Below are 24,786 nucleotides of genomic sequence, written 5' to 3'. Positions count from 1 at the left end.
GTGGGGCAGTTCGCGTGCTAGGCTTTGGGGCGCGATATGTGAAAGAAACATTTGCATTGACTTGACACAAGCGGCACCGACGACCGCTGAGCACGATATTTTTTTGAGGAGACGTGCATTTTGAGTAAAAACGCAGACCTGATCGAATTCATCGAAGATCCCGATTTCGGCATCACCGAAGCAGCAGTCACCATCGATAACGGTGACTTTGGCACACGCACCATCCGCTTCGAAACTGGCCAACTTGCTCGCCAAGCGGGCGGTTCTGTCACCACCTACTTAGATGATGACACCATGTTGCTGGCCACCACCACCGCATCGAAGCAGCCCCGCGAAGGCTTTGACTTCTTCCCGCTGACCGTAGACGTGGAAGAGCGCATGTACGCCAGCGGCAAGATCCCCGGATCTTTCTTCCGCCGCGAGGGTCGCCCCTCCACCGAGGCCATTCTTGCTTGCCGTCTGATTGACCGTCCGCTGCGTCCCACCTTTGTCAAAGGTCTACGCAATGAAGTGCAGGTTGTGGTGACCGTGCTGTCCATGGATCCCAAGGACATGTATGACGTGGTAGCAATCAACGGCGCTTCGGCTGCCACCCAACTTTCCGGTTTGCCGGTCTCCGGCCCCGTTGGTGGCGTGCGAGTGGCCCTGATCGCTGACGACGAGCATCCCAAGGGTCAGTGGGTGGCCTTCCCAGATGAAGAGCAGCACGAAGCCGCGCTATTTGAGCTCGTGGTCGCTGGCCGCATGGTGGAGAAGGGACGTGGCCGCGGCAAGCGCAGCGACGTTGCCATCATGATGGTTGAAGCCGGCGCGACTGAAGGCGTTGCCGCCAAGATCGCAGAGGGCAAGCCAGCACCGACTGAAAAGGTCGTGGCCGAGGGCATCGAGGCCGCCAAGCCTTTCATCGAATTGCTGTGCAAGGCGCAGGCTGGTCTGGCTGAGCGCGCTGCAAAGGAAACCCAGGAATTCCCGCTCTTCCCCGCATACACCGATGAGGTGTTTGAAAAGGTGGAAAAGAAGGTTTCCAAGAAGCTTCGCAAGCTGCTCACCATCGCCTCGAAGCAAGAGCGGGATGATGCCACCAACGAGTACATGGAAGAGATCGAAGCCGATCTTCTCGATGGCAAGGAGGACGCAGCTGCATCCAAGGAAATTCGCGCAGCCTATAACGCTGTGATGAAGAAGATCGTGCGTCACATGATCCTTACCGATCATTACCGCATCGATGGCCGTAGCGTCACTGCAATTCGTGACCTCTCCGTTGAAGTGGAGCTGATTCCTCGCGCTCACGGCTCCGCACTCTTTGAGCGCGGTGAAACACAGATCCTGGGTGTGACCACGTTGGACATGCTCAAGATGGAACAGCATATCGATTCACTGACCCCAGTGACCTCGAAGCGCTACATTCACCACTACAACTTCCCGCCGTACTCCACTGGCGAGACGGGTCGCGTCGGCTCCCCGAAGCGTCGCGAAATCGGCCACGGCGCGCTTGCAGAGCGCGCACTGCTGCCGGTGATTCCGAGCCGCGAAGAATTCCCCTACGCCATTCGCCAGGTATCCGAGGCGCTGGGCTCCAATGGCTCCACTTCCATGGGCTCCGTGTGTGCTTCCACGCTCTCGCTGCTGAACGCTGGCGTGCCGCTGAAGGCGCCGGTGGCCGGCATTGCTATGGGTCTCGTCTCCGACGAGGTCGACGGCAAGGATCGCTACGTCGCGCTGACCGACATTCTCGGCGCCGAGGATGCTTTCGGTGATATGGACTTCAAGGTCGCAGGTACCTCGGAGTTCGTCACCGCCCTGCAGCTTGACACCAAGCTCGACGGCATCCCATCCAAGGTGCTTGCCGACGCCCTCGAGCAGGCCCGTGAAGCCCGCTTGACCATTCTGGACACCATGGCTGAAGTGATTGATTCTCCAGATGAAATGAGCAACTTCGCGCCGCGCATCACCTCCATCAAGGTGCCCGTTTCTAAGATCGGCGAGGTGATCGGCCCCAAAGGCAAGAACATCAACCAGATCACTGAGGACACCGGCGCTCAGATCTCCATCGAAGATGATGGCACCGTGTACGTCTCTGCCAGCTCCGGCGAAGCTGCAGACGCCGCGATTGACAAGATCAACTCCATCGCGAATCCTCAGCTGCCCAAGGTGGGAGAGCGTTTCCTGGGCACCGTGGTGAAGACCACCGCCTTCGGCGCCTTCGTCTCCCTCGTGCCCGGCCGCGACGGTCTGGTGCATATCTCCAAGCTGGGTGGCTCCAAGCGAATCGAAAACGTCGAAGACGTTGTCAAGGTTGGCGATAAGATCGAGGTGGAAATCCTCGATATCGATAACCGCGGGAAGATCTCGCTGGCCCCGGTGAAGGACGACTAACCCTTCGCCGAGCGCATACAAGGTGGCACAACTTCGAGTGTGCCACCTTTTTGCATTCCACGAAGCAAGCGATCTTGGGTCGGCTGCTACGGTTGAAACTTACAAAACACATAGCTAGTCCTCTCAGAAGAAGGAGCCGGATACATGGTGCAAAAGGTGGGCGTTTTGGGTGCCAAGGGGCGCGTAGGCCAGGCGATCGTCGAAGGTGTTCATGCCGCAGATGATCTTGAGCTGGTTGCGGCGTTGGACCGCGAGGATGACCTGCAGACTTTGGTAGATCAGGGCGCGGAGGTCATTGTCGATTTCACCACTCCAGGCTCAGTGATGGATAACCTTGAGTTTTGCATCCAAAATGGAATTCACTGTGTAGTAGGTACCACTGGATTTGATCAGGGGCGCCTTGATCAGGTGCGTCAGTGGTGCGAAGGTGCTGACGCCAACGTCCTCATCGCACCCAACTTTGCCATTTCTGCTGTGCTGACGATGAGCTTTGCCCGCCAGGCAGCGCGTTTCTTCGATTCAGCCGAGGTCGTTGAATATCACCACCCCAATAAGCTCGATGCCCCCAGCGGTACCGCAATTCACACCGCTGAAGGAATCGCGCAGGCGCGTCGAGAAGCTGGCATGGGCGCACAACCCGATGCCACCGAACAAAGCCTTGACGGTGCCCGTGGTGCGGATGTTGATGGAGTAGCGGTGCATGCCGTTCGTATGACCGGCATGGTGGCGCACGAAGAGGTGATCTTCGGCTCGCAGGGACAGTCGCTGACCATTCGCCAGGATTCTTATGATCGAACCTCCTTTGTTCCTGGCGTGCTCATCGGCGTGCGCGAGGTGGCCAAGCACGACGGCTTGACGGTGGGCCTGGAACACTTCCTGGATATCTAATGGCCAAGGAGTCTCACCTTAACGTTGAGTTAATCGCTTGCTCGCAATTTCAAGCTCCGCAGGACGTGGATTGGCTTGTCGACGCCAACGCGAGCAACTCCGAGGCGCTCATTGAGTTTGCCGGGCGGGCTTGTTATGAAACCTTTCACAAGCCGAATCCGCGCACAGCTTCCAACGAAGCGTATTTGCGTCACATTCTGGAGGTAGGGCATACGGCGCTGTTTGAGCACGCAACGGCCACCATGTATATCCGTGGCCTTTCCCGCTCGGCGACGCACGAATTGATTCGGCATCGTCATTTCTCTTTCTCTCAACTTTCCCAGCGCTTTGTCCATACCGACGAAGCTGAGGTGGCAGTGCCGACACTCATCGCCGAGGATGAAGAACTCAAGAGGATCTTCCTCAATGCAGTAGACGATATTCGTTTCGTCTATGAAGACCTGCTCGCCGGACTGGAAGAGAAGCTGGCAGAGGAGCCCAACGCTCTACTGCGCAAGAAGCAGGCACTACAAGCTGCGCGTGCGATCCTGCCCAACGCTATTGAGTCGCGAATCGTTGTTACCGGCAACTTCCGTGCCTGGCGGCACTTTATCAGCATGCGGGCAAGCGAGCACGCGGATTTGGAAATCCGCCAGCTGGCCCTGAAGTGTCTGTCATTGCTGAAGAAGCAAGCACCGGTAGTGTTCGACGATTTCGAGATTTCGACCCTCTCCGACGGCACCGAAATGGCGACGAGCCCCTACATAATGGATTAGGATGCCGCTAGCGTTTGGAGTGGAACGTGTTTTGGCAAAGTTTTCATTTTCGGCAATGCCAGCAGCGAAAGCACTCGGGCACAAGGTAGTCTGAAGAGTCATGAGCAATGGATTGACAGCTAGAACTGGAAGCGAGCACTTTGGCACCGTTTCCGTCGCGATGGTCACCCCCTTCGATGCCGAAGGTGCTTTAGATCTGGAAGCAGGTCAGCGCCTGGCCAAGCACTTGGTAGACGCTGGCGTGGATTCTTTGGTGTTGGCCGGAACTACGGGTGAATCTCCAACCACGAGTGTTGAAGAAAAGCTGCAGCTGCTCAAGGCCGTGCGTGAAGCCGTCGGGGAGAACATCAAACTGATCGGCGGCTCGGGTACAAATAACACCCACAGCACGGTGGAGCTGTCGAAGCGCTTTGAGGAAGCCGGCGCAGACGCTCTGTTGGTGGTTACCCCCTATTATTCAAAGCCGAGCCAGGAAGGCGTGTACCGCCACTTCGAGGTGGTCGCAAAGTCTACTGACCTGCCCATTTGCTTGTATGACATCCCTCCGCGATCGGTCATTCCGATCGCCTCAGACACCATCCGTAGACTCGCCGAACTTGAAAACGTGGCGGCAGTCAAGGATGCTAAAGGGGACATCGCAGCAGCTACCACGCTGATCGCCGAGACTGGGCTTGCTTGGTACTCCGGAGACGATCCTTTGAACCTCCCATGGTTGAGCGTCGGTGCAACCGGATTTATTTCCGTTGTCGGCCATCTTGCGCCAGCAGCGCTGCGAGCACTTCACACATCGTTTGGCGCGGGCGATCTTGTCCGCGCTCGTGAAATTAACGCCAAATTGGCACACCTTGTAGCAGCCCAAGGACGATTGGGCGGCGTTTCACTGGCAAAAGCCGGTTTGCGCTTGCAAGGCATTGAGGTGGGAGATCCTCGCCTTCCGATTGTTGCTCCAAACGATCAAGAGCTAGAAGATCTCCGCCACGATATGACATTAGCTGGAGTTTTATAAATATGACTGAACCCCGTAACCGCTCTCGTAGGGTTACCCGCAAAGCAGGATCACCAGAGGCTGAGGTGCCGGTTTTCAAGGCACCCGAAAACCAGGGGTCTAGCGAAGAAGCAGCTCGCACAAACGAGAAGAAGCAATCGGCCGACAACAACAAGAGCCGAGGCCGCGGTAACGGCAAGAACGCCAAGAATAACCGGGACAATAACGGCGGTGGCCGAGGCAACCGCAACGGTGGCGGTAATGGAGGCCGAGGTGGCAACCGCAACGGAAACAACCGAAATGGCAATAATCAGGGGTCCAATAATCGTGGGCGCCGCAATGTTGTGAAGTCCATGCAGGGTGCAGACCTCACCGAGCGTCTGCCTCAGCCACCGAAGGCGCCGAGGAACGGCCTGCGCATCTACGCACTGGGCGGCATTTCTGAAATCGGCCGCAACATGACGGTGTTCGAGTACAACAACCGTCTGCTCATTGTGGACTGCGGCGTACTTTTCCCATCATCCGGCGAGCCGGGTGTGGATTTGATCTTGCCGGACTTCGGTCCCATCGAGGATCACCTGGATCGCGTTGAAGCTTTGGTCGTGACCCACGGCCACGAGGACCACATTGGCGCTATTCCGTGGCTGCTCAAGTTGCGCCACGACATTCCGATCATCGCCTCGAAGTTCACTCTGGCGCTCATCGCAGCCAAGACTCGCGAGCACCGTCAGCGTCCCAAGCTGGTGGAAGTGAACGAAAAGTCGGACGTGAATTATGGTCCGTTTAACATTCGCTTCTGGGCTGTGAATCACTCGATCCCGGATTGCCTTGGTGTAGCCATCAAGACGGGCGCCGGCCTTGTGGTGCACACCGGCGATATCAAACTTGATCAGACGCCGACCGACGGCCGCCCAACCGATCTTCCTGCGCTGTCTCGTTTCGGCGATGAGGGCGTAGATCTGCTTCTGTGCGATTCGACCAATGCAACTACACCCGGTGTGTCAGGCTCAGAGGCTGAAATCGCGCCGACGTTGAAGCGACTCGTCGCCGAGGCGAAGCAGCGCGTGATCTTGGCGTCCTTCGCTTCGAACGTGTACCGTGTGCAGGCTGCTGTCGATGCAGCAGTGGCTGCGGGACGCAAGGTGGCGTTCAATGGTCGCTCCATGATTCGCAACATGGAGATCGCGGAGAAGATGGGCTACCTGAAGGCGCCTCGCGGCACTATCGTCACCATGGACGACGCTGCGAAAATGGCTCCCCATAAGGTCATGCTCATCACCACCGGTACGCAGGGCGAGCCGATGGCGGCGCTATCGCGCATGGCACGTCGTGAGCACCGCCAAATTACCGTTCGCGACGGAGACCTCATTATCTTGAGCTCTTCGCTGGTGCCCGGCAACGAGGAGGCCGTGTTCGGTGTGATCAACATGTTGGCGCAGATCGGTGCCACAGTGATCACCGGTAAGGATGCCAAGGTGCACACTTCGGGTCACGGTTATTCCGGAGAGCTGCTGTTCCTCTACAACGCGGCACGACCCGTCAATGCCATGCCGGTTCACGGCGAATGGCGCCACCTGCGCGCGAACAAGGAGTTGGCAATCTCCACCGGCGTGGAGCGAGATCGAGTGGTGCTCGCTCAAAATGGTGTGGTTGTTGACTTGGTTGATGGTCGCGCCCGCGTGGTTGGCCAAATTCCGGTCGGTCACCTCTATGTTGATGGCGTCACTATGGGTGACATCGATGCAGAGGTGCTGGAGGAGCGTGCGTCCCTCGGTGAAGGTGGCTTGATTTCAATCACTTGTGTGATTGACAACCGCACCGGCCAATTGTTGGAGCGCCCCCAGGTTGAGGCAAAGGGCTTCTCCGAAGACGCAGTGGCTATGATGCCCGAGGTTTCCGAGCTGGCGTATAACACCATGAATGACCTTGCCGCGGAGGGTGAAAACGACCCTTACCGTATGGTGGGACAGCTTCGCCGTCGTATCTCGCGCTACGTCGAGCAAACGTGGCGTCGCAAGCCGATGATTATGCCTACCGTCATTCCGATGACGGCAACGGATGTCAAGGCAAACGATCAGGAAATCTACGCTTCTCGCGAAAGCCTCTAGGTTTCCTCTCACTGGGCACCTCTGCTTTGGCAGGGGTGCTTTCTTGTTGGCGCAGCTACACTGGGGCGCTATGAGTTTTGCTTCCAAAGAACGCCACGCACTCGCATCCTCGCTCTTGCGCTTTGGGCCTGATGCGCCAACGTTGTGTGAAGGGTGGACATGCCGTGACATGGCCGCTCATTTGTATATTCGTGAGCACGAACCCTTGGCCACTGCGGGGATGTTCTTCTCCAGGTTCAGTGAACGCCTGGAAGAAACCACCGAACGATACTTGGCGCAGGACTACGAACAATTGTTGCAATCCTGGGAGCAGGGCCCTGGCCTTGTGAATCCAGTGCGTTGGTTGGATCCTTTGATCAATGCAGCCGAGCATTTTGTGCATCATGAGGATGTGCGCAGGGCACAGGGGGAACCTGCCCGAGAATTTTCGCCTGGGGATGCACAAGCGTTATACCGTTCGCTGAAGATGCTTGCGCCACGAATCCTTGGTGCCTCGGAGGTTCCGGTTGTTCTCGAACCGCAAGGATTTGATCGAGTGATCGCCAATGATCGACGGGGCGTGAGCGAGCGTGGGAACCAGGTTGCCCATGTGCGAGGTTCGGTAGGGGAGATTCTGCTGTGGGTGTTTGACCGCGATGTTGCACAGGTCGAGGTTCATGGCCCTAGCGATGCGATCAGAAAGTCAAGCATTTAGACTTGTCAAAAGTAAATGCTGATCTACGGTGTTGCAAATGTGATTGTTGTGATTTGAGCGTCTAGAGTGGAAGGCATGTCTGTCAGGAGCACTACGTCGCCATCGCCACGATCGAGTCGCAAGAAACGAAGCGACTCCACCAAGGCTGCCTCAAACGGTCCGGGCAGAAAACAAGCAACACAGCGGCAACGAACGAACACCACGTCGATGGTTGCCGCTTCACAGCGTGGAGCTCAAACTTCCGGTGAACGCACCGGTTCTGCAGTGAAGCCAGTTGGGCAAGGCATCGCGGCCATGTTCGGGGCCAGCGCGCGGGGCGTAGGCAAGCTCACCCGTGGTATCGGGAAGCCATTCACGCGCAATGCCCAGCAACCCGAAGAAACTCAACCGTCTGAAGACGCTCAAGCACAGCAGGAAACTGCCACTGCTCAACCCATGGATCAGCAGCGCGCCGATGCTATTGGCTTGAGCCTCATCGCACTGGCAGTAGTGCTCGCCACATCGGTTTGGTTCAACATTGCAGGTCCGATCGGGGAGTACATTGCTCGCTTCGCGCACCTGGTCGTTGGTGCAGGCGCTTTCGTGCTCCCGGTAGCCCTGGTTGCGTTGGCCATCGCGCTCATGCTGGGACACCGTCCTGAACCCGAGTCGCGTAATCGGATCATCGGTGGCACGGCGTTGATCGTCGCCTCCATGTTGTCCTTGGTGCACGCATTCGCTGGCAATCCTCAAAGCTGGTCAGCACGAATGGAAGCTGGAGGAGCTATCGGTGCGTTCTTGGGCACTCCGCTCATTGCTGGTTTTAGCAGCGTCATAGCCATCGCCCTGCTGGTGTTAGCCCTGATTTTTGGTGCGCTGAAGGTTTCCAATATTACGGTTCGTGAGCTTTTCGACGCCATCCGTGACTACATTGCAGAGCGCAAAGAAGCAAGGGAAGCCCGTTTCGCCGAGGGCGATGCCGACTACCTCAGTGAGTACGAGCCAGTTGATGAGTTGGACGATGAGGACGAGATTGACGAGGATTTGCCTCCGATCAACACCCGACCGAGCTATCGCACTCGCACCCGGTTCGACGCTGAGCCCACAGAGGTTCTTAACCGAGCCCCACGGATGAGCCCGATGGATGCGTATCCCGTTGAGGAGCCCGAGGAGGATACACAACACACCCTTTTCCAAACTCCACCCAAGCGTGCGCCCCGTGATCCGGAAACCGAGAGCATTCCAGTGGTCCGCCCCGCAGCTACCACTCCCGCTGCACCCGAGTCTTCGCCGGCGCCTGCTAAACCAAGACCTGCGAAGAGCAGCGCAGCGCGTGAGGCTTCCGCCTCCGCTTCGAATCTTGCTTCGGCCGCAGCGAAGGCGGCGGCCACCGGTGCAACTGCGAAGGGGCGTGCCAGTGTGGCAGCCGCAGAAGCGGCCAGCGACGTGGTCGCTGCTGGCCGGAAGCTGGTTGAGGATGCGTCGAAAACGGGTGCGGGGGACGTCGAAAAGCAAACAAGCGACTACAACCTGCCCAGCACGGCGCTGCTGGTACCCGGTGCCGAACCAAAGACGCATTCTGCCGCCAATGACCGCATTATTGAGGCGATCACTGCGGTGTTTGAGGAGTTCAAGGTTGACGCTCACGTGACGGGCTTTTCTCGCGGGCCCACAGTCACGCGCTATGAAATCGAACTTGGTCCAGGCGTGAAGGTTTCCAAGATCACCAACCTGCAGTCCAACCTTGCCTACGCTGTGGCAACAGACAATGTTCGCCTGCTTACCCCAATTCCCGGCAAGTCCGCGGTAGGTATCGAGGTGCCTAACAGTGACCGCGAGGTGGTTCGTCTGGGCGACGTGCTCAATGCGCCAAGCACGACTGGTGATCATGATCCGATGCTCGTGGGACTCGGTAAAGATATTGAGGGCCATTTCGTGGCGCACTCAATCCAGAAGATGCCGCACCTGTTGGTGGCTGGTTCCACGGGCTCCGGTAAGTCGGCCTTTGTGAACTCGCTGTTGGTGTCGCTGCTAACCCGAGCCACCCCAGAGGATGTGCGGCTGATACTGGTGGATCCGAAGATGGTGGAACTTACTCCATACGAGGGGATTCCGCACCTGATCACGCCGATCATCACGCAGCCCAAGAAGGCCGCCGCCGCACTGCAGTGGTTGGTGGAAGAGATGGAGCAGCGCTACATGGACATGAAGTCCGCACGCGTGCGCCACATCAAGGACTTCAACAAGAAGGTGCAAGCCGGCGAAATCGAGACACCGATGGGCTCCGAACGCGAATATAAGGCATACCCCTACATCGTCTGTGTGGTGGACGAGTTGGCTGACCTCATGATGACGGCACCGAAGGAAATCGAAGATTCCATCGTGCGCATTACGCAGAAGGCCCGCGCAGCAGGCATCCACCTGGTGCTGGCGACCCAGCGCCCCTCGGTGGACGTTGTGACGGGTTTGATTAAGACGAACGTTCCTTCGCGTTTGGCATTCGCTACCTCCTCGCTCACGGACTCGCGAGTGATCTTGGATCAGGGCGGGGCAGAAAAACTCATCGGCATGGGTGATGGACTCTTCATCCCGCAAGGCGGCAGGCCACAGCGCATCCAGGGTGCCTTCGTCACCGACGAAGAAGTCTACGAAGTGGTTGCTGCCGCGAAGGCGCAGGGCGAGCCCAACTACACCGAGGGCGTGACCGAGGATAAGGCCGCCGAGGCGAAAAAGGACATTGACTCCGATATCGGCAACGATCTTGAAGATCTGCTTCAAGCCGTCGAGCTGGTGGTTACCTCGCAGTTGGGATCCACCTCAATGCTGCAACGAAAACTTCGTATTGGTTTTGCCAAGGCAGGGCGCCTCATGGACCTCATGGAAACGCGCGGTGTTGTGGGGCCCTCAGAAGGATCGAAGGCGCGCGAGGTGCTGGTGAAGCCAGAAGAGCTTGACACCATCATCTGGATGATCAAGGGTGCAGATCCAGCCGAAGCTCCGAAGGAAAACGACGAAGACACCCGAACTGTCCAGGCCACCGTGAATCCCACCGGCAACGCCTTTTAGCGCACAGGCAGACCCAGGCAACGGCCCCGAGCCGCGCGCGGTGTGCAAACTTTCGAGGGTTGGGTTACACTAACTCGACACTTGGAGGGGAGTACCCCGCCCACGGTATTGATCGTCAGCACGGCGCCAACTTGAGGTTGGTCCCGGTCGTACCGGCTTCGAACCGCATATTCGCGCGTAAGAAGTGGGGGAGACCTCTGGTTCCCTTGTAACGAAACCGGAGGTTTTATTTTTCATGGAAGTCCATGCAATTACTTGGGTGATCACCGCAGTCGTACTGCTGGGTTTTATCACCTTTGACTTTGTATCCCACGTACGGAAACCACATGAGCCCACCATGAAAGAAGCTGGTGGGTGGATGGCGTTCTACGTCATACTCGCTTGTATTTTTGGCGGTTTCCTCTGGTACTTTGGCGGCGGAGATTCCGGCGATCATTCCAAGGGAGTGGAGTTCTTTGCTGGTTACATTACGGAACTTTCGCTGAGCGTTGATAACCTCTTCATCTTCGCGCTAATCATCGGTAGCTTTAAGGTTCCCCGCGAATACCAACAGAAGGTGCTGCTCATTGGCATTGCCCTCGCGCTAATTTTCCGCGGCATCTTTATCGGTATCGGCGCTGCCGCTATCGCCGCATGGTCTTGGGTGTTCTACATCTTCGGCATCTTCTTGCTCTACACCGCCATCAAACTCATCGTGGATGAGATTCGTGACGAAGATGAGACTGAAGTCAATGACATGCTCATGGTGAAGCTCACCCGCAAGTTCATCCCAGTTTCCGAAGAGTTCCACGGAGACAAGCTCTTTACGAAGGTCAATGGCAAAAAGATGGTCACGCCTTTGATGCTGGCGTTAGTGTCCGTGGGGTTCATCGACTTGATGTTTGCCTTCGACTCCATCCCGGCAATCTTCGGCCTGACCAAGGATCCTTACATCGTCTTCACCGCGAACGCTTTCGCGCTCATGGGGTTGCGCCAGATGTACTTCCTCCTCGACGGCCTGCTTGACCGCCTCGTGTTCCTCTCCTACGGTCTCGGCGTCATTCTCGCGTTCATTGGTGTGAAGCTTGTGCTGCACGCGCTCCACGAAAATTCGCTGCCCTTCATCAATGGCGGACAGCCGCTCCACGTCCCCGAGGTTTCCACCGTAACCTCTCTGATCGTGATCGTCGGAGTGCTGGTTATCACCGCAGTTGCCTCTTTGGTGAAAACTAAGCGCGATGAAAATATGGGTGGTGTGCGTCCACACTAATCCTCTGGGGCGTCTCTTTGAGCTTTTCGACGTCCACATACTTCAAATCCCCTGCCCTTTCTGATTAGGCAGGGGATGTTTTTTGTGACTGTGAAGTGATTAGGCTTCAGGTCCGGGGAAGATATTCAACACGGGGTTCCAGCTATGGAAGTTGCGGTCATCGAGCGCGCCTTCAGTATGGAAGGGATCTTGATCCATGAGCTCGCGTGCTTGCTCAATGCTGGAGCCTTCTTGCAGGCGAATCACGATGAGTGCTCCACCATCGCCGTCGGTGTACGGGCCCGAGCCGATCAGCTTGCCCTCTGTTTTGAGTTGACCGAGAAATTCGCGGTGGCGAGGCCGGATCTCCTGAATCGCACTGCTGTTGGGATCGTATGTGTATTCAACTGCGAAGACGTTCATGGTGGCTATCGTAGTCTCCGAGTCGTCGGGGCGGGTAGGGTACTAGGTGGAAGAAAGGGGCCAGATGGGCACACAGCGCGCGAAAAAGCAATCAAATTGGAATCTGCCTAATGTGCTAACCAGCTTGAGGATTATTGCAATCCCAGTGTTCGCCTGGCTAGTGTTGCGCGGCGACGACCAACACACGGCTTGGATGTGGTGGTCCTTTATCGTCTTTGCCGCGTTGATGATTACCGACAAACTCGATGGAGACATCGCTCGTGCCCGCGGGATCGTCACAGATTTCGGCAAGATCGCAGATCCGATCGCGGACAAGGCGTTGATGAGCGCCGCGCTAATTTGCTTGAACATCACGAACGCACTGCCCTGGTGGGTCACCATCGTCATCTTGATCCGGGAGCTGGGCATCACCATATGGCGGATGTTCCAATTGAAATCTGGCCATGTTGTTCCCGCCTCAAAGGGGGGCAAAATCAAGACCACCTTGCAGGCTCTGGCGGTGTCCTTATACCTCATTCCGCTACCGCACTGGCTCGACATCCCGGTCTTCATGGTGATGCTGGCAGCCGTAGCAGTCACTGTGTGGACCGGCATTCAGTACCTCCTGGATTCGCAGCAAGCTCAACGTGACGCAAAGTCGAAACGAAACCTGCAATGAGTCAACACTCACGTTTGACGCGCTCTGAGCTTGACACGCTGCTCTCCCAAAACGCCGCATTGCTTGTTCGTCTTGCGTGCAAGCGGGGTGTGACGGTGGCTACGTGTGAATCACTGACTGCGGGGTTGCTCGCGGCCACCATCGCCGAAGTCCCTGGTGCGAGCGCGGTGCTGCGTGGTGGTCTGATCACCTATGCCAGCAATTTGAAACATAGTCTGGCTGGGGTGCCGGAGGCAGTGATTGAAGAACACACCGTGGTATCGGAGGCGGTTGCCCGAATGATGGCGCGAGGAGCCCAAGTGCGATGTGGCGCGGATTATGGATTTTCACTCACTGGGGTGGCGGGGCCTGAGCCCCAGGACGGGCATTCGGTGGGAACCGTTTGGCTTGGTATCGCTGGACCAGTTGGTGAAAAGGCAATCAGGCTCGGTGGCGAAGAGGGGCTCCACGGCGATCGCGCTTGGATCCGCCAAGTGTCCGTGGCATATGCCCTGGATTGGGCAGTGGATGCCATCGGGGAACAAATTGTGTGATCCGCTCGTTAGAAGAAGTGATGATGAAATACACTGCGGTACTTGATAAGCCAGCCGTTGCTCCAACGCGTAAAGCCGTGCCACAGCCATTGTTGCGTGAAGCACTTGGCGCTGCACTGCGTTCATTCCGTGCGGATAAAGGCATCACTCTGCGTGAACTAGCAGAGACCTCTCGTGTTTCACCCGGGTACCTTTCAGAGCTGGAACGCGGGCGCAAGGAAGTGTCGAGTGAGTTGCTCGCCTCGGTGTGTCACGCCTTGGAAACCACCGTTGCGGATGTACTCATTGAGGCAGCAGGCACGATGGCTATGCGAGATGCGGACCTTGTGGATGTAGAAGGCGCGCTACACTAAACGTCTGGCTTTTAATAGCGTTATTGATATCTCCTCCCGTCCCGCTGATTTCTCCTGTGCTGGGCCGGTGGTGAAAAAGAAAGGCAATAATTTATGGCGAATCCATTCAGCAAGGCATGGAAGTACCTCATGGCGTTGTTCGATACGAAGATCGAGGAGAATGCTGATCCTAAGGTCCAGATCGAACAGGCGATTAGTGAAGCACAGCGTCAGCATCAAGAGCTGTCTCAGCAAGCTGCAGCAGTGATTGGCAACCAGCGCCAACTGGAGATGCAGTTGAATCGACGTTTGGCTGAAATCGAAAAGCTTCAGGCAAACACCCGCCAGGCACTGCAGCTTGCAGATAAAGCACGCAGCGGTGGCGACCAACAGAAAGCCACAGAATACGAAAACGCTGCCGAGGCGTTCGCTGCTCAGCTCGTAACCGCCGAGCAATCTGTGGAAGATACGAAGCAGTTGCACGATCAAGCACTCCAGCAGGCAGAAGCCGCAAAGAAGGCCGTCGAGCGCAACTCGATGGCGCTGCAGCAAAAGGTGGCAGAACGTACCAAACTGCTGAGCCAACTCGAACAGGCGAAGATGCAGGAAAAGGTTGCGGAGTCGATGCAATCAATGAATTCGCTTGGTAGCGCAGATAGCCCGAACCTGGATCAAGTTCGCGAAAAGATTGAGCGTCGCTACGCCAATGCTCTGGGCAGCGCAGAGCTGGCGCAGAATTCGGTTCAGGGGCGTATGGCCGAGGTGGAGCAGGCGAGTGTTCAACTGGCCGGGCACTCTCGACTCGAGCAGATTAGGGCCGAGATGTCAGGGGAGTTGGGAAGCGCTCAGCAGAAGCCGGCAATTGAACAGCAGGCTGACTCTGCATCAAACACTGAACAACCGAACGTCGCTGCAGCGGACGATGTAGTGGCGCAGAAGTTGCGCGAATTGCGGGAGCAAAGTTAAGCGTTCGCGGTGGCGTATCCATCTCCAAACGAAAGGTTTTACCTGGCGTTTGGAGATTTTCCATGTGTCAGCGCGCCAATGTGCGATTGATCGAACACAGTTGCTAAGATTGGTGATGAGATTGAGGGCGCGCCCAGGGGTGTCCCGCTAATGTCTGCAGTGTTGCGTTTGAGTGCCGCATGTCGGGAACCTCTGTGGCAGCAATTGCGTCTAACAAAAGTAGAGAATATCCAACTCAACCGAGAAGAAGAGAGAACAAAAGAAGTGGCTCCAAAAAAATCCACCAAGGCCAAAGCTACTGACGCGGATAGCAGGCAAAAGGCCCTCGATTCCGCCCTTGCGATGATCGAGAAAGACTTTGGTAAAGGTGCGGTGATGCGCCTGGGCGACGATAATCGCCCGCCCATCAAGGCTATTTCTTCCGGCAACACTGCTATCGATGTGGCGTTGGGCGTCGGGGGCTTCCCTCGCGGCCGTATCGTTGAAATTTATGGGCCTGAGTCTTCAGGTAAAACCACAGTCGCTTTGCATGCGATCGCCAGTGCGCAGCGCGACGGCGGTATCGCCGCGTTCATTGACGCTGAGCATGCTTTGGATCCGGAATATGCCCGAAAGCTTGGCGTAGACACTGACGCACTGTTGGTCTCGCAGCCGGATACCGGAGAGCAGGCGCTGGAGATTGCCGATATGCTTGTGCGCTCCGGGGCAATTGACATCATCGTGATCGACTCGGTAGCTGCATTGACCCCCAAAGCGGAGATCGAGGGCGATATGGGCGATAGCCACGTTGGCCTGCAAGCTCGCCTGATGAGCCAGGCGCTACGCAAGATGACCGGCGCACTCTATAACTCGGGCACTACCGCCATCTTCATTAACCAGTTGCGTGAAAAGATTGGCGTGATGTTCGGTTCACCCGAAACCACGACCGGCGGTAAAGCACTGAAGTTCTACGCCTCCGTGCGCTGCGATGTGCGCCGCATTCAAACTTTGAAGGACGGTCAAGACGCCATTGGCAACCGCACAAAGTTGAAAGTGGTGAAAAACAAGGTTTCGCCTCCGTTCAAGATCGCCGAATTCGACATCATGTACGGCGAGGGAATCTCCCGCGAAAGCTCAATCATTGACCTGGCGGTGGACAACGGCATTGTGAAGAAGTCCGGCTCGTGGTTCACCTACGAAGGTGAGCAGCTTGGTCAGGGCAAAGAAAAGGTGCGCCTTAACCTGAAGGAAAATCAAGACCTCGCCAACGAAATTGAAACGAAGATCCTCAAAAAGCTTGGCGTGGGCGAATACGCCAACGCCGAAGACGATCTCAGCGATGAGCCCATCGACATGGTGCCCAACGTTGACTTCGACGACGAAAGCTAATGAACGCCCGCGAGCAAAAGCTGGCCAAACTTCAGGCGGCGATCGAAGAGTATCAAAGCAATGGCAGTGAGCTTTTCGACGAACAACGGGAGCTTAACAAAGCCCCAGTGAGGCACCGAGCGCTGCTGTTGCTCGATCAGCGTGCTCGCTCCCGCTTTGAGCTCAAAGAGCGCCTCAAGGCTCTTGAGTTCGATGAAACCGTGATCGACGAGGTGCTAGATGACCTCCAAGCGGTCAACCTGGTCGATGACGCCGCCTTCGCGCATGAGTGGGTACGCCAACGGCACGAACTTCGCGGGAAATCGCGCAAAGTGCTCAATCAGGAGTTGAAGCAAAAGGGTGTCGCGGAGACGATCCGCAACGCTGCGCTCGAACAAGTTGACGAGCACAGTGAGCGCGCACTGGCCCGTAAACTCGCGGCGAAAAAGGCACGCAGTATCAAGACCGCGCCTGAAAACCGTGCCGAAAGGGACAAACACCTCCGTAGAATTCTCGGCGTTCTTGCTCGGCGAGGTTTCGCGGAGGCTGGTGCGTTTCAAATCGCACTTGAAGCTCTGGATCAGCGAATTGAAGAGCTGCGATGAGCGTGTGGATCGAGTTAGGTTCGCGCTAGAGCAGACACTACAATGACCACACGTGTCGCACCCAACTACAACTTCAGCTCCAGTAGATCAGCAGCCCCGCACCTATGAAGTGCGGACATTCGGTTGCCAGATGAACGTACACGACTCTGAGCGTCTCTCCGGATTGCTTGAAGAAGCGGGCTACACGGCGGCAGCCGGAGACCAGCAGCCGGATCTCGTGGTTCTCAACACGTGCGCGGTGCGCGAAAACGCCGATCAACGGCTCTATGGCACGCTCGGTTCTCTGCGCTCGGTCAAAGAATCTCACCCCGGCATGCAGATCGCCGTGGGCGGTTGTCTCGCGCAAAAGGACAAAGCAACCGTCGTGGAAAAAGCGCCGTGGGTAGACGCCGTATTCGGCACTCACAACATCGGTTCTTTGCCTGCCTTGTTGGATCGTGCCCGCCACAATGCCAAGGCTCAGGTGGAAATCGTAGATGCGCTCGAGCAGTTCCCCTCGATGCTGCCCGCGAAGCGTGAGTCCGCCTACGCCGGTTGGGTATCTGTGTCAGTTGGCTGCAATAACACCTGCACGTTTTGCATTGTGCCCTCCTTGCGTGGCAAAGAGGTAGATCGCCGCCCTGGTGACATCTTGGCGGAAGTGCAAGCGCTCGTGGAACAGGGCGTATCTGAGGTGACGTTGCTCGGTCAGAACGTAAATGCCTACGGTGTGAACTTCGTAGACCCGGACATGGAGCGGGATCGTTCAGCTTTCTCTAAGCTGCTTCGGGCTTGTGGGCAAATCGAGGGCCTGGAACGCGTTCGATTCACAAGCCCACACCCCGCGGAATTTACCTCCGACGTCATTGACGCCATGGCGGAGACACCAAACGTGTGCCCTAATTTGCACATGCCACTGCAGTCCGGCTCCGACAAGGTGCTCAAGGAGATGCGTCGCTCCTACCGTTCTAAGAAATTCCTAAAGATTTTGGATGAAGTGCGCGAGAAGTTGCCTAACGCGGCCATCACCACTGACATTATCGTTGGCTTCCCAGGCGAAACTGAGGAAGATTTCCAGGCCACCTTGGACGTAGTGGAGCGTGCACGGTTCAGCTCCGCATTCACTTTCCAATATTCTCCGCGTCCCGGTACTCCGGCAGCTGAGTATGAGCAGCAGATTCCCAAAGAAGTGGTGCAGGAACGCTACGAGCGCCTTATCGCTTTGCAAGATCGCATTAGCCTTGAAGAAAACCAGGTATTGCTCGGTACTGAGGTTGAGTTGCTGGTACAGGCGGATGGCGGCCGCAAGAATGATCAGACGCAGCGAATGAGCGGACGGGCCCGTGATGGGCGCCTGGTTCACTTCCGCCCCGAGGGCGAGATTGACCAGGAGATTCGCCCCGGCGACGTGATCCGCACCCTGATTAGCGATGCGAAGCCGCATTACCTCATCGCTGACGGGGGAGTACTGCATCACCGCCGCACAAAAGCAGGTGACATGAGCGCGGCGGGGAAGGTTCCCACCACCGCCCCCGTGGGTGTTGGTCTCGGGATGCCGAAGATCGGTGCCAACAAGGTTGTAGAATCGAATACTGGTTGTGGCTGTTAGGACCATAGGCTCATCTGCAATCAGTCACAGAAACGAAACTCAAAGGACACCCATCGTGGATTACGCAGCAGCAGAAAAACAAGCCGCCCGAACACTGGATCTGCGCCACTATCGGTGGCTCATGCTCGGTGCGTTAATCGCGTTCGTTGTCGGACTGTTGCTGCCTCACTCTGGCGACGTCCGGGGTTTTGATGTTCTGATCAATAACGCTCAGGCAAAGGCCGGCGACGTGCGCATTGCTGAAACTGTGTTCGTCCTCTTCGGCACCGTCAGTGCAGTATTACTGAATGCGGTTGTATTGCTCAGCAAGCGTACCGCTGTCGCGAATGCCCAATATCTTATTGGCGGGATCGCCTTGCTTGTCTCTCTGTTTGCGCTTTGGATGCGTCTGCAGAGCAAAGAAGTTGATGGATCCACCGGGATTGGCGTCGGGCTATTGCTTGAGGTGCTGGCGGTTATCGTGCTCATCTACGCGATGAGCTGCATTATCTTTGCGCGCAGCGATGCCCAGAAACAAGCAGCTGCGTTGCGTGCAGAGCATGATGAGCTCGATCCGGTGGGACGCGCACAGCAGGAGGCTGCGCGGAGCCGAGGTTTCGAAGCTGCGGAGCACAACCCGCTTCTCATCGACGATCGCCGCAAGCGTGCTGCGGAAAAACACGCCGGACACTAAACCCCGATCGTTTTCTGCAACGCCACCCAGGTTGTTTGGCCCTCAAAGCCAAGCGCTTGATTAAGGCGCAGCATGGCAATATTCGATGTTGCCACCTGGCTACATACGCGTTGCACCGTCGGTAGATGCTCGCGAACAGCCGCATAGCTGTGTTGTTTGAGGAGCTTGCCTAGGCCTCGTCCGCGTGCTTCTGGCGTAATCACGCTGAGATCTTGCCACGCCACACTCGGATCGCCAGTGGGATACCAGACCACCGCGGTGTAGCCAAGGAGTCGATCGTTGTTGCTGATTGCGGTGTGCACGATCCGGTTGCCGCGGCGGACAGTGAGTTTCTGGAGGGATTCAATCCTTTCTAGTGTCCACGGAGCCGGGGTGGTGTGCAGTGCACCGTTGGGGACGTCGGCGTCGCCAAGCTCAAGCATCTTCGCAACCTGGCCGCGCCAAGCATCGTCGATGCGGAAGTCACGCCAAACATGCAAGTTGAGCCCTGCGTCGAGCACTGGATCAGCGGGCACGTCGGGAACCCGGATCCAGCCGTGTGCTTCCTCGAGCTTGGGTTCAAAGCCACAGGCCTCCAATACGGAACGCAACCATTGAAAATAGCGGTGGTTCGTGACCGGCAACCAGGTGTTGAGAAATCGCTTCGCTCGACGATCTCCCTGTCGGATGGCTTCATCGATCAGTGTGAGGGCCGTCTCACGAACTTCGGCTTCTGGTGCATCTTCAGCTAAGGGCTGGAGTTCTGCGTGGAGTAAGAAATCCACGTCGAGGGTATCCAAATTGTCTTTCAGAGACTCGGTGATTTGCAGGTATCCCAAGGGATATCGCTGATCGTCTTCTAGGCACAGCAGGGTGGTGGAGGATTCCGGCGAGCCGATCAGCATCTCTTCACATGCCTGATAGGAGGTAGAGGTAGCAGTATCGCCGGTGATGTCTTGCATCTCTAAGTTGGCAGAAAAGACGAAGGCCCGGAGCGCCTCGCTTGGTTCAGCGTGACTCCCCGGAGCCTGGATCTCTTGAAACGTGGGCATGCGCCCTATGCTAGCGCTTTAACGATCGGCGATCGCCTGTTCGGCTGCGTCTGCCCACTCCTGCCATTGTGCCGCTTGTGCTCGCAGTTCTTCGGCTTTCTTGCCTTTACCTTTGGCTTCGGCTTCTTCAGCTTGCGCCTTGAACTCTTCCACCTTGGCTTTAAACTGAGCCGCTCGAGCTTGCGCCTCCGGATCTGTGCGTCGCCACTGGGTGTCTTCAGCTCCGGCAACTTCCTTTTCAATCTTGCCGATCTTCTCCTCGAACTCACGGATACGCGCGCGAGGTACAAAACCGATTGCCTCCCACTTCTCCTGCAGCTCACGAAGTTTCTCTCGCGCACCTTCGAGGTCGAGTGCCGGATTAATCTGTGGGCCGTAAATCTCCAGCAGTTCGTCTTTAGCCTTGGCGTTATCTTCAAATTCTTGATCGCGCTCCGCCTGAACTGCGTTGCGTGCGCTAAAGAAGGTGTCCTGGGCCTTCTTGAATGCAGCCCAGAGTTTATCGTCCACGTCCCGCGGGGCGCGCCCCGCTTTGCGCCACTGATTCATTAGGTCGCGGAATTGCTTGGAGGTTTCATTCCAGTCTGTGGAATCTTTGATCGCTTCCGCTTGCTCCACGAGCGCTTCCTTCGCGCGCTTTGCTGCTGCACGTCCGCGGTCCAGCTCGGCAAAGTGGGCACCTCGACGGCGGTTGAAGGCATCGCGAGCTCGCGAGTAGCGCTTCCACAGTTGATCATCAGTCTTATGATCAATGCCTCGGATGGTTTTCCACTCTTCCAAGATCGCCCGGATTCGGTCGCCGGCAGCTTTCCAATCGGTTGATTCTTCCGCGATCTGCTCAGTTTCGTGGACGAGTGCTTCTTTGCGTTCAATGGCAGCTTGTCGACGTCGCGCTTTTTCTTGCTTCGCGTGCTCACCCGCCTCGTCGGCGTGGTCGATGACTTTGCCTAGACGTTGATCCAGCGCATCGATATCACCAATTACAGCGGCTGAATCCAGGCCTTCACGCAGTTCCTGTGCGAGTTCCTTGGTGTGGGCGGCATCATCGGGATGAGTCTGGAGGCGAGTTTCCAACAGCACAATTTCCGTGGCCAAGTCCTCGTAGCGCTGAGCGTAGTGGGCTAGACCTTCGGCGGCGGTGCCGGCTTGCCAGGAGGCGATGTGGTGCTCAGTGCCGCCTCGGCGCACATACACGTTGCCGTCTTCGTCAACTCGTCCCCACTTGCTGGGATCCGCAACATGCGTGCTCGCGAAAACCGCGGGCGCTGGAGTGGAATGTGGGCCGGGGATTGGCCCTGGCACTGCCTTGGCAGATGGCCGAGCACCGGGCTTCGGGCCGGGTTTCGGAGTGGGGTTGGGGGTATTGGGCGTAGTCATACAGTATTTCCTCACTTCATCTCGTGCCACGCGTCGCGGCTGCCAAGGCCGTTAGTGGCCGACGGAGGGGACCTAGCTGATTGTTCAGTACAAGCTCCTCGTTCCAATGAAATAATTTACCTGCTCGCACCTGTTCATGTTCACTGCTTAGGATATTGAATGTGAATCAGACTTCTTCACCCACGGAAAGTTCCACCATATTCGTGGTTTCGGGCAGCCCTGCGCAGGTACGAGGCCTGGGCGTTGGCGATAATGCTTCAACCGAGCTCGCGGCACAAAGCATTGCATTGCTCACGCAAGCGGTGCAATCACCGTCCCCGGTGGCAATTGTGTGTTCCCACGACAATCGTTGGTATACCCGCCACGCTGGGAGTTTTCGGTCCTGGGGTGCAGCGAATACGAGTGTTGGTGCTGGGCACCATCTGGGAGAACTCGTTGCCCGATGGTTGCTGCAGCAATCCAGCGAGTCGGCACAGCATCCGATGCCTGAGGTGCTCAGTCAGGACTCGTTGAGCGGACATCCAACGCAGATCGTGGTGCTTGATGGCAGCGCGGGGCTGAGCCCGAAGGCCCCATTAGCAGAAGTTCCTGGGGCTGATGAAGCCCATGAATGGTGCACGGCATTGCTTGCTGGAGAGGGGCCGGGGAGCGTCGAAAAGCAATGGCTGCAAGAACGGGGAGTGATTGAAGCGGATCTTTGGCTGGAACTTGAGGCTGAGATCGCGCAGCGGGGATGGTCTGGAGGACTGTATTGGAGTGATATGAGCCTCGGTGTGGGGCGCTACGTGGCACGATGGGAGCGAAAAGGATGAAGCCAATTGCAGTAGTAGGCCCGACTGCCTCAGGCAAGTCTGCTCTTGGCATCGCCCTGGCGCAGCACTTTGGCGGGGAGGTGGTGAACGTTGATTCCATGCAGCTTTATCGCGGGATGGACATCGGTACCGCCAAGCTCAGTCTTGAGGAACGCAAGGGGGTGCCTCACCACTTACTCGACGTTTGGGAGGTCACTGAGCAAGCTTCGGTGGCTCGGTACCAGGCGGATGCGGTGCGAACGGTGGGGTCGATTCAGGCCCGAGGCAAGGTACCAATTCTTGTTGGCGGTTCCATGCTGTACGTGCAATCGCTCATCGACGCCTGGGATTTTCCGCCCACAGATCACAGAGTTCGGGCGAAGTACGAGGCGCGATTGCGTGAAGTCGGTATCGCACAACTGCACCAGGAACTCGCCAAGGTTGATCCTCAAGCGGCGGCGATTATCGAGGATCAAGATCCAAGGCGGACCGTCAGGGCGCTTGAGGTGATTGAGCTGACGGGCAAACCATTCCAAGCCAGCCAGCCACCAAAACACGCGGCTCCGCGATGGGATACCACCATCTTCGGCCTGAAAACCTCGCCGGAATGGCTCAATCCACGCATCGAGCAACGCACCCACACCATGTTCGAAACCGGGTTGGTGGAAGAAGTTGAAGAACTGCAGCAGCGCGGACTTGTTGCTGACTCCACAGCCGGTAGAGCGATTGGTTATGCTCAGGTGCTTGCCGCGCAGCGGGGGGATCTGGACTGGTGCGAGGTGGAACCCCGCACCGTGACGGGCACCAGAAGGTACGTGCGGCGGCAACGTTCCTGGTTCCGGCGTGATCCGCGCATTCACTGGATAGACGCCAGCGGCGACACATTGACCCAAGCACTAGAATTACTCTGATGAAGCAACAGCGAATCTCTTTTGCCAAAGGTCATGGCACGGAAAATGACTTTGTCATCCTGGATGACGCACAAGCCGAGCTCGATATCACGCCAGATTTAGTGCGGCGATTGTGTGACCGCCGTGCGGGCATCGGAGCGGATGGTCTGCTCCGAGTAGCCACGACTGGGGCGCTGCGCAATGCGGGCGTTCTAGAGCGCGTAGAGGACATCGCTGACGACGTCATGTTCATGGATTACTACAACGCCGATGGCAGCACCGCCGAGATGTGTGGCAACGGCACTCGGGTGTTTGCACATTGGGTTCGACTGAACGGCTACGAGACTTCGGAGCAGTTCGTGGTGGGCACTCGCGCGGGTGCCAAACCCGTGGTTGTACACAGCTTTGATGAACTACAGGCGGATGTATCCGTGGCTATGGGTAATGCGGAAGTCACGGGCGTATCCACTTGCAAGATGGGCTCGCAACGCTTTGCAGGCCTAGGCGTCGATATGGGCAACCCGCACCTTGCCTGCGTGGTGCCGGGCTTGGATCGGGAGGCGCTGAGCCAACTCGAACTTCAAGCCCCAGAAATTGACAAAGAGTTCTTTCCGCATGGTGTGAACCTTGAAATTTTGACTCCCCTCGAAAACGGCGCAACTCACATGCGTGTGTTTGAAAGGGGAGTGGGCGAAACCCGCAGTTGTGGTACCGGCACCGTTGCAGCGGCGCGGAGTGCGCTTGCCGACGCCGGGTTGCTCGACGGCACCGTCAAGGTCCACGTTCCGGGCGGCACGGTGAGCGTGGTGATCAAGGGAGAGGAATCGACACTGCGCGGCCCTTCAAGAGTCATTGCTCGCGGGGAAGTGCAGGTGGAAGCTCTCGGGCGTTAAGGGGCAAGTTTTCTGGCGACGTGGCGCGCTTGCGTCCACGCCTGCTGCAACTCTGCGGCTCGTCGATCCGTGGCCTGCAAAAGACCCTCCAGGTGGGCCACTGACATGTCTGCGTCATCAAAACGCACCTGTACCCGCGCGCAGAAGCGCTCAGCTGCAACGCGCAGTTCGTGGAAACGCTCAATTTCAGGCACCACTGAGGTTTCATCTGCCAGTGCTGGCCGGAGCATAGTGCGATCAGCAATCGCCTCTGGGTCGGTGCCGTGAAGGAAGTGCTCATAATCGCTCAATACCGCTTGGATGTCCTCGATGGAGAGCAGCACTGAAGCCCGCAGTGTTTCCACTTCAGCCGAATCTGGGCGGAAGTGCATCACCGCCGCGGTGATCGCAGCGATAATTGCGGCGAGCACCACACCCTCCCAACGAAGCCACAGCACGAGCACTGCGCAGCCACCGATGATCAGCCACAGGGGCCAATTCGGTTGCTTGGGCTTATCGTTGAAATAGCGATCAGGCATGGTGTTATCAGGTTCTGGACTTCTCGGCGGTTATGGAACTACATGTGCACTAACGTTGAAACCCAACGAATGGTTCCCGTCA

Annotated in this window: 23 protein-coding genes; 19 read left to right on the top strand and 4 right to left on the bottom strand. The window is 57.1% G+C overall.

Annotated features, from left to right (window positions below; all coding sequences use genetic code 11):
- Positions 1-117 precede the first annotated feature (117 nt).
- The 8 genes from CGERO_RS06540 (at position 118) to CGERO_RS06505 (ending at position 12,100) form a co-directional block, all read left to right on the top strand.
- On the top strand, positions 118-2,376 hold the full coding sequence (locus CGERO_RS06540) for a polyribonucleotide nucleotidyltransferase (protein WP_206423933.1): 2,259 nt from the start codon (positions 118-120) through the stop codon (positions 2,374-2,376).
- Between the two features lie 144 nt (positions 2,377-2,520).
- A complete protein-coding gene (gene dapB, locus CGERO_RS06535; protein WP_123934364.1) occupies positions 2,521-3,264 on the top strand; it encodes a 4-hydroxy-tetrahydrodipicolinate reductase in 744 nt (247 codons plus the stop codon).
- Positions 3,264-4,019: an FAD-dependent thymidylate synthase gene (gene thyX, locus CGERO_RS06530; protein WP_123934362.1), complete on the top strand. Its 756-nt coding sequence runs from the start codon at positions 3,264-3,266 to the stop codon at positions 4,017-4,019. The genes dapB and thyX overlap by 1 nt, the downstream gene beginning before the upstream one ends.
- A gap of 100 nt (positions 4,020-4,119) precedes the next feature.
- Complete coding sequence (gene dapA, locus CGERO_RS06525; protein ID WP_123934360.1) at positions 4,120-5,025, top strand: 4-hydroxy-tetrahydrodipicolinate synthase; 906 nt, start codon at positions 4,120-4,122, stop codon at positions 5,023-5,025.
- A 332-nt stretch (positions 5,026-5,357) separates the two neighbouring features.
- A complete protein-coding gene (locus tag CGERO_RS06520) occupies positions 5,358-7,112 on the top strand; it encodes a ribonuclease J (RefSeq protein WP_377017564.1) in 1,755 nt (584 codons plus the stop codon).
- 70 nt (positions 7,113-7,182) lie between these two features.
- The gene (locus CGERO_RS06515; RefSeq protein ID WP_123934356.1) at positions 7,183-7,806 is read left to right on the top strand and encodes a TIGR03085 family metal-binding protein; all 624 of its coding nucleotides are present in this window, start codon (positions 7,183-7,185) and stop codon (positions 7,804-7,806) included.
- Between the two features lie 75 nt (positions 7,807-7,881).
- Positions 7,882-10,851, top strand: a complete 2,970-nt coding sequence (locus CGERO_RS06510) for an FtsK/SpoIIIE family DNA translocase (RefSeq protein ID WP_123934354.1) — start codon at positions 7,882-7,884, stop codon at positions 10,849-10,851.
- Between the two features lie 235 nt (positions 10,852-11,086).
- Complete coding sequence (locus CGERO_RS06505) at positions 11,087-12,100, top strand: TerC family protein (protein WP_123934352.1); 1,014 nt, start codon at positions 11,087-11,089, stop codon at positions 12,098-12,100.
- Positions 12,101-12,199: 99 nt separating this feature from the next.
- On the opposite strand, the gene CGERO_RS06500 is transcribed toward CGERO_RS06505, so the two are convergent.
- Positions 12,200-12,502, bottom strand: a complete 303-nt coding sequence (locus CGERO_RS06500; protein WP_123934350.1) for a YciI family protein — start codon at positions 12,500-12,502, stop codon at positions 12,200-12,202.
- 64 nt (positions 12,503-12,566) lie between these two features.
- On the opposite strand from CGERO_RS06500, the gene pgsA reads away from it, so the two are divergent.
- The 8 genes from pgsA (at position 12,567) to CGERO_RS06460 (ending at position 19,204) form a co-directional block, all read left to right on the top strand.
- Positions 12,567-13,160 (top strand): CDP-diacylglycerol--glycerol-3-phosphate 3-phosphatidyltransferase, encoded by a 594-nt coding sequence (gene pgsA, locus CGERO_RS06495; RefSeq protein ID WP_123934348.1) that lies wholly within the window; start codon positions 12,567-12,569, stop codon positions 13,158-13,160.
- Positions 13,157-13,693 (top strand): CinA family protein, encoded by a 537-nt coding sequence (locus CGERO_RS06490; RefSeq protein ID WP_123934347.1) that lies wholly within the window; start codon positions 13,157-13,159, stop codon positions 13,691-13,693. Before pgsA ends, CGERO_RS06490 begins: the two co-directional genes overlap by 4 nt.
- Before the next feature lie 20 nt (positions 13,694-13,713).
- Positions 13,714-14,046 carry a helix-turn-helix domain-containing protein gene (locus CGERO_RS06485; RefSeq protein WP_123934345.1) on the top strand — a complete coding sequence of 111 codons (333 nt, stop codon included), beginning with the start codon at positions 13,714-13,716 and terminating at the stop codon, positions 14,044-14,046.
- 93 nt (positions 14,047-14,139) lie between these two features.
- Positions 14,140-14,991: a PspA/IM30 family protein gene (locus CGERO_RS06480; protein WP_123934343.1), complete on the top strand. Its 852-nt coding sequence runs from the start codon at positions 14,140-14,142 to the stop codon at positions 14,989-14,991.
- A gap of 264 nt (positions 14,992-15,255) precedes the next feature.
- Positions 15,256-16,359 (top strand): recombinase RecA, encoded by a 1,104-nt coding sequence (gene recA, locus CGERO_RS06475; protein WP_123936008.1) that lies wholly within the window; start codon positions 15,256-15,258, stop codon positions 16,357-16,359.
- Positions 16,359-16,943, top strand: a complete 585-nt coding sequence (gene recX / locus CGERO_RS06470; RefSeq protein WP_123934341.1) for a recombination regulator RecX — start codon at positions 16,359-16,361, stop codon at positions 16,941-16,943. The genes recA and recX overlap by 1 nt, the downstream gene beginning before the upstream one ends.
- 52 nt (positions 16,944-16,995) lie before the next feature.
- Complete coding sequence (gene miaB, locus CGERO_RS06465) at positions 16,996-18,531, top strand: tRNA (N6-isopentenyl adenosine(37)-C2)-methylthiotransferase MiaB (RefSeq protein ID WP_123934338.1); 1,536 nt, start codon at positions 16,996-16,998, stop codon at positions 18,529-18,531.
- A 55-nt stretch (positions 18,532-18,586) separates the two neighbouring features.
- A complete protein-coding gene (locus tag CGERO_RS06460; RefSeq protein ID WP_123934336.1) occupies positions 18,587-19,204 on the top strand; it encodes an Rv2732c family membrane protein in 618 nt (205 codons plus the stop codon).
- Here CGERO_RS06460 and CGERO_RS06455 read toward each other — a convergent pair.
- Both CGERO_RS06455 and CGERO_RS06450 read right to left on the bottom strand, forming a co-directional pair.
- Positions 19,201-20,235 carry a GNAT family N-acetyltransferase gene (locus CGERO_RS06455; protein WP_123934334.1) on the bottom strand — a complete coding sequence of 345 codons (1,035 nt, stop codon included), beginning with the start codon at positions 20,233-20,235 and terminating at the stop codon, positions 19,201-19,203. The genes CGERO_RS06460 and CGERO_RS06455 overlap by 4 nt on opposite strands.
- A gap of 18 nt (positions 20,236-20,253) precedes the next feature.
- Entirely contained in the window at positions 20,254-21,612 is a 1,359-nt protein-coding gene (locus CGERO_RS06450) for a DUF349 domain-containing protein (RefSeq protein ID WP_123934332.1), read from the bottom strand.
- A 161-nt stretch (positions 21,613-21,773) separates the two neighbouring features.
- On the opposite strand from CGERO_RS06450, the gene CGERO_RS06445 reads away from it, so the two are divergent.
- Genes CGERO_RS06445 through dapF form a run of 3 tightly spaced genes read left to right on the top strand, consistent with a single transcriptional unit; the run spans position 21,774 to position 24,186 of the window.
- Complete coding sequence (locus CGERO_RS06445; RefSeq protein ID WP_123934330.1) at positions 21,774-22,424, top strand: hypothetical protein; 651 nt, start codon at positions 21,774-21,776, stop codon at positions 22,422-22,424.
- On the top strand, positions 22,421-23,314 hold the full coding sequence (gene miaA / locus CGERO_RS06440) for a tRNA (adenosine(37)-N6)-dimethylallyltransferase MiaA (RefSeq protein WP_123934328.1): 894 nt from the start codon (positions 22,421-22,423) through the stop codon (positions 23,312-23,314). The genes CGERO_RS06445 and miaA overlap by 4 nt, the downstream gene beginning before the upstream one ends.
- Entirely contained in the window at positions 23,314-24,186 is an 873-nt protein-coding gene (gene dapF, locus CGERO_RS06435; protein ID WP_123934326.1) for a diaminopimelate epimerase, read from the top strand. Before miaA ends, dapF begins: the two co-directional genes overlap by 1 nt.
- Here the strand turns inward: dapF and CGERO_RS06430 are convergent.
- A complete protein-coding gene (locus CGERO_RS06430) occupies positions 24,183-24,704 on the bottom strand; it encodes a hypothetical protein (RefSeq protein ID WP_123934324.1) in 522 nt (173 codons plus the stop codon). The genes dapF and CGERO_RS06430 overlap by 4 nt on opposite strands.
- Positions 24,705-24,786 lie beyond the last annotated feature (82 nt).

It is taken from the genome of Corynebacterium gerontici (assembly GCF_003813985.1).
GTDB classification, from domain to species: domain Bacteria; phylum Actinomycetota; class Actinomycetes; order Mycobacteriales; family Mycobacteriaceae; genus Corynebacterium; species Corynebacterium gerontici.
The sequence above is the reverse complement of the archived record's forward strand: the minus strand, read 5'-3'. Positions and strand labels throughout refer to the sequence as shown.